Source organism: Herbaspirillum sp. SJZ099 (assembly GCF_007828355.1).
Classification (GTDB): Bacteria; Pseudomonadota; Gammaproteobacteria; order Burkholderiales; family Burkholderiaceae_D; genus Herbaspirillum.
In genome coordinates this window covers 1-6067 of sequence record NZ_VIUO01000019.1, presented here as the reverse complement: position 1 = coordinate 6067, position 6067 = coordinate 1, and the positions used below count along the sequence as shown (strand labels likewise).

The window sequence follows — 6067 nt, the reverse complement described above, 5'->3', positions numbered from 1 at the left end:
GGAGGTAGATGCAGGGGTTGCCACCGAATACGGCGTGCCTTGGCAGCGCGAGCGGCGGGGAGGCGGGTATGGAGTACGCTCGCAGAGGCAGCCCAAGCTTCCAAGCCGAAGCGAAGCCCAGAGCCAGAAGGGCTAAACGCTAAGCCCCAACGAGAGGCTCCACAAAGTCCCAAATCACAAAGCAAAAAGCCTCCCCATCAGAGATGGAGAGGCTATTGCGGAGTAACAAGCCTGACGATGACCTACTTTCACACTGGTTGCAGCACTATCATCGGCGCGAAGTCGTTTCACGGTCCTGTTCGGGATGGGAAGGGGTGGTACCAACTTGCTATAGTCATCAGGCATAACTTGTAAAGTTGCACGCTCTCAAACGGAGCAGCGGGCAACCCAATCTTGGAAGAAGTATTGATTCATTAGGTGTTACATAAGGGTGTGATGCACATAAGGGCAAACACATAACGCAAACTTGTCTATAACCGAGCTAATGTTATAGGAACAAGCCGCACGGGCAATTAGTATCAGTTAGCTTAACGCATTACTGCGCTTCCACACCTGACCTATCAACGTCCTGGTCTCGAACGACCCTTTAGGGGAATCTAGTTCCCGGGAAGTCTCATCTTAAGGCGAGTTTCCCGCTTAGATGCTTTCAGCGGTTATCTCTTCCGAACTTAGCTACTCGGCAATGCCACTGGCGTGACAACCGATACACCAGAGGTTCGTCCACTCCGGTCCTCTCGTACTAGGAGCAGCCCCCTTCAAACTTCCAACGCCCACGGCAGATAGGGACCAAACTGTCTCACGACGTTTTAAACCCAGCTCACGTACCACTTTAAATGGCGAACAGCCATACCCTTGGGACCGGCTACAGCCCCAGGATGTGATGAGCCGACATCGAGGTGCCAAACTCCCCCGTCGATATGAACTCTTGGGAGGAATCAGCCTGTTATCCCCAGAGTACCTTTTATCCGTTGAGCGATGGCCCTTCCATACAGAACCACCGGATCACTATGTCCTACTTTCGTACCTGCTCGACTTGTCAGTCTCGCAGTTAAGCACGCTTATGCCATTGCACTATTAGCACGATGTCCGACCGTACCTAGCGTACCTTCGAACTCCTCCGTTACACTTTGGGAGGAGACCGCCCCAGTCAAACTGCCTACCATACACTGTCCCCGATCCGGATAACGGACCAAGGTTAGAACCTCAAACAAACCAGGGTGGTATTTCAAGGTTGGCTCCACGCAGACTAGCGTCCACGCTTCAAAGCCTCCCACCTATCCTACACAGATTGGTTCAAAGTCCAATGTAAAGCTACAGTAAAGGTTCATGGGGTCTTTCCGTCTAGCCGCGGGTAGATTGCATCATCACAAACATTTCAACTTCGCTGAGTCTCGGGAGGAGACAGTGTGGCCATCGTTACGCCATTCGTGCAGGTCGGAACTTACCCGACAAGGAATTTCGCTACCTTAGGACCGTTATAGTTACGGCCGCCGTTTACTGGGACTTCAATCAAGAGCTTGCACCCCATCATTTAATCTTCCAGCACCGGGCAGGCGTCACACCCTATACGTCCACTTTCGTGTTTGCAGAGTGCTGTGTTTTTATTAAACAGTCGCAGCCACCATTTTATTGCAACCCTTTCATCCTTCTGGCGCAGGCCAGTCAAACTACTTGGGCGTACCTTATCCCGAAGTTACGGTACCAATTTGCCGAGTTCCTTCTCCCGAGTTCTCTCAAGCGCCTTAGAATACTCATCTCGCCCACCTGTGTCGGTTTGCGGTACGGTCTCGTTAGACTGAAGCTTAGAGGCTTTTCTTGGAACCACTTCCGATTGCTTCGCGAACAAGTTCGCTCGTCCCATACCCTTGAATTACGCTGCCGGATTTGCCTAACAGCCTTCTCTGATACAGAAACCGGGACATCCAACACCCGGACAACCTTCCGCGATCCGTCCCCCCATCGCATCTAACGACGGTGCAGGAATATTAACCTGCTTCCCATCAGCTACGCATCTCTGCCTCGCCTTAGGGGCCGACTCACCCTGCTCCGATGAACGTTGAACAGGAAACCTTGGGCTTACGGCGTGCGGGCCTTTCACCCGCATTATCGCTACTCATGTCAGCATTCGCACTTCTGATACCTCCAGCATCCTTTACAAGACACCTTCACAGGCTTACAGAACGCTCTCCTACCATATCCTTACGGATATCCGCAGCTTCGGTGACTGGCTTAGCCCCGTTACATCTTCCGCGCAGGACGACTCGATCAGTGAGCTATTACGCTTTCTTTAAAGGATGGCTGCTTCTAAGCCAACCTCCTGACTGTTTTAGCCTTCCCACTTCGTTTTCCACTTAGCCAATCTTTGGGACCTTAGCTGGCGGTCTGGGTTGTTTCCCTCTTGACGTCGGACGTTAGCACCCGGCGTCTGTCTCCCAAGCTCGCACTCATCGGTATTCGGAGTTTGCAATGGTTTGGTAAGTCGCGATGACCCCCTAGCCATAACAGTGCTCTACCCCCGATGGTGATACTTGAGGCACTACCTAAATAGTTTTCGGAGAGAACCAGCTATTTCCAAGTTTGTTTAGCCTTTCACCCCTATCCACAGCTCATCCCCTAATTTTTCAACATTAGTGGGTTCGGTCCTCCAGTGCGTGTTACCGCACCTTCAACCTGGCCATGGATAGATCACTTGGTTTCGGGTCTACACCCAGCGACTGAACGCCCTATTCGGACTCGATTTCTCTACGGCTTCCCTATGCGGTTAACCTTGCCACTGAATGTAAGTCGCTGACCCATTATACAAAAGGTACGCAGTCACCCCTTGCGAGGCTCCTACTGTTTGTATGCACACGGTTTCAGGATCTATTTCACTCCCCTTCCGGGGTTCTTTTCGCCTTTCCCTCACGGTACTGGTTCACTATCGGTCGATTACGAGTATTTAGCCTTGGAGGATGGTCCCCCCATATTCAGACAGGATTTCACGTGTCCCGCCCTACTTGTCGCAAGCCTAGTTCCACACCAATGATTTCGTGTAAGGGGCTATCACCCTCTATGGCCGGACTTTCCATTCCGTTCCACTATCATCGATGCTAAATCTTGCAGGCTGGTCCCATTTCGCTCGCCACTACTTTGGGAATCTCGGTTGATTTCTTTTCCTGTAGCTACTTAGATGTTTCAGTTCGCCACGTTCGCTTCACACACCTATGTATTCAGTGAGTGATACCCTTGCGGGTGGGTTTCCCCATTCGGAAATCTGCGGATCAAAGCTTGTTTGCTAGCTCCCCGCAGCTTATCGCAAGCTACTACGTCCTTCATCGCCTGTAATCGCCAAGGCATCCACCATGTGCACTTATTCGCTTGTTCCTATAACGTTAGCCTCTGTTGCCAGAGCGCTATAGAAAAATTTGAGTTTAGCGTTTGCCGTATTGCCAAAGTAAGTCTTCTAATTGCTAAGATCACTTCGTAATACTTTGATTGATACAATCACACCCATTTTTACTTTCGCAAGAACCGAAGTCCTGGCGATCGTTTAAATGAATCTTTACTTCTTCCAGATTGTTAAAGAACAAAAACAGCCATTAGTCTTAAAAGACCAAACCTAAATCACAACGCCTTTCACAGCGCTGACTTAGGTTTGATATCTTGGTGGAGGTTGACGGGATCGAACCGACGACCCCCTGCTTGCAAAGCAGGTGCTCTCCCAGCTGAGCTAAACCCCCGAAACCTTGGTGGGTCTGGTTGGGCTCGAACCAACGACCCCCGCGTTATCAACACGGTGCTCTAACCAGCTGAGCTACAGACCCGCTTGGATCAGTATCAGTAGCAAGTTCTCAGCAATTTGCATCAAACCGTGCTTCCTACCAAATAACTGTTCTTATTGATTTACAGCCGATAAGTGTGGACGCTTAACTTCGTGCGCACTCTAGAAAGGAGGTGATCCAGCCGCACCTTCCGATACGGCTACCTTGTTACGACTTCACCCCAGTCACGAATCCTACCGTGGTGAGCGCCCTCCTTGCGGTTAGGCTACCCACTTCTGGTAAAACCCGCTCCCATGGTGTGACGGGCGGTGTGTACAAGACCCGGGAACGTATTCACCGCGACATGCTGATCCGCGATTACTAGCGATTCCAACTTCATGGAGTCGAGTTGCAGACTCCAATCCGGACTACGATACACTTTCTGGGATTAGCTCCCCCTCGCGGGTTGGCGGCCCTCTGTATGTACCATTGTATGACGTGTGAAGCCCTACCCATAAGGGCCATGAGGACTTGACGTCATCCCCACCTTCCTCCGGTTTGTCACCGGCAGTCTCATTAGAGTGCCCTTTCGTAGCAACTAATGACAAGGGTTGCGCTCGTTGCGGGACTTAACCCAACATCTCACGACACGAGCTGACGACAGCCATGCAGCACCTGTGTGATGGTTCTCTTTCGAGCACTCCCAAATCTCTTCGGGATTCCATCCATGTCAAGGGTAGGTAAGGTTTTTCGCGTTGCATCGAATTAATCCACATCATCCACCGCTTGTGCGGGTCCCCGTCAATTCCTTTGAGTTTTAATCTTGCGACCGTACTCCCCAGGCGGTCTACTTCACGCGTTAGCTGCGTTACCAAGTCAATTAAGACCCGACAACTAGTAGACATCGTTTAGGGCGTGGACTACCAGGGTATCTAATCCTGTTTGCTCCCCACGCTTTCGTGCATGAGCGTCAGTGTTATCCCAGGGGGCTGCCTTCGCCATCGGTATTCCTCCACATATCTACGCATTTCACTGCTACACGTGGAATTCTACCCCCCTCTGACACACTCTAGCCGTGCAGTCACAAATGCAATTCCCAGGTTGAGCCCGGGGATTTCACATCTGTCTTACACAACCGCCTGCGCACGCTTTACGCCCAGTAATTCCGATTAACGCTTGCACCCTACGTATTACCGCGGCTGCTGGCACGTAGTTAGCCGGTGCTTATTCTTCAGGTACCGTCATTAGTCGCAGATATTAGCTGCAACCGTTTCTTCCCTGACAAAAGAGCTTTACAACCCGAAGGCCTTCTTCACTCACGCGGCATTGCTGGATCAGGGTTGCCCCCATTGTCCAAAATTCCCCACTGCTGCCTCCCGTAGGAGTCTGGGCCGTGTCTCAGTCCCAGTGTGGCTGGTCGTCCTCTCAGACCAGCTACTGATCGTCGCCTTGGTGAGCTTTTACCCCACCAACTAGCTAATCAGATATCGGCCGCTCCAGGAGCATGAGGTCTTGCGATCCCCCACTTTCATCCGTAGATCGTATGCGGTATTAGCTAATCTTTCGACTAGTTATCCCCCACTCTAGGGCACGTTCCGATATATTACTCACCCGTTCGCCACTCGCCATCAGGAGCAAGCTCCTATGCTGCCGTTCGACTTGCATGTGTAAGGCATGCCGCCAGCGTTCAATCTGAGCCAGGATCAAACTCTTTAGTTTAATCTCTGTTTTGTGCCATTTCTGGCCACCCCGAAGGGTGTCGCTCTCTCAAAATACTGACAGGTAATTTCTTGCGATCTTACCTATATTTCTTGTGAGCATTTAATGTTTAAAGTTTCCAGACCCGAAGGTCTGTCGCACTTCATTAAACGCCCACGCTTATCGGCTGTTAATTTTTAAAGATCTTGTCTGTCGCGTCCGTCGCTTTCGCTTCGTTCGCGTCGCTGGCAAATCGTTTTGTTTGTCAGCAGCAGAGAAACGAGATTATGAGGTCATTTTTAATTTGCGTCAACTACTTTTTTAACGCTTTCTTAAAAATTTTTGCTGAAGTTTCTTACCGCTCAAACCCCAACTTTCCCTTCAACTTCCCTCTGCTTCGCGCACTATTTCCGCTTCGTTTTTCTCGTCGCTTCGTGTGTCGCGTCAGCAGGGGGCGAACTATAGCAACCCACCACATCCCGCGCAAGTACTTTTTTAAAAATAATGAAAAATAATTTATCCAATCACCTCCACCACACCCAACCTCCACCGCCAAACCCGCGCCAGCACTGGCGTTGCGGCACGCCTCGTTGTACGGAAATAATTCAAAAAAAATGCCCGCCCCTAAC

Annotated in this window: 1 protein-coding gene, 2 tRNA genes and 3 rRNA genes; all 6 read right to left on the bottom strand. The window is 50.8% G+C overall.

The window, feature by feature from the left end; all coding sequences use genetic code 11:
• Positions 1 to 229: 229 nt before the first annotated feature.
• Positions 230 to 342, bottom strand: a 5S ribosomal RNA gene (gene rrf / locus FB597_RS19995).
• A 149-nt stretch (positions 343 to 491) separates the two neighbouring features.
• Positions 492 to 3363, bottom strand: a 23S ribosomal RNA gene (locus FB597_RS19990).
• A 280-nt stretch (positions 3364 to 3643) separates the two neighbouring features.
• Positions 3644 to 3719: transfer RNA gene (locus FB597_RS19985), tRNA-Ala, on the bottom strand.
• Between the two features lie 7 nt (positions 3720 to 3726).
• Positions 3727 to 3803, bottom strand: a tRNA-Ile gene (locus tag FB597_RS19980).
• Positions 3804 to 3926: 123 nt separating this feature from the next.
• Positions 3927 to 5459 (bottom strand): 16S ribosomal RNA (locus FB597_RS19975).
• The 16S, 23S and 5S rRNA genes sit together here with 2 tRNA genes alongside, the layout of an rRNA operon.
• Positions 5460 to 5793: 334 nt before the next feature.
• Positions 5794 to 6067: hypothetical protein (locus tag FB597_RS20400; protein WP_222428661.1), on the bottom strand; the 274-nt coding region annotated here is incomplete at its 5' end.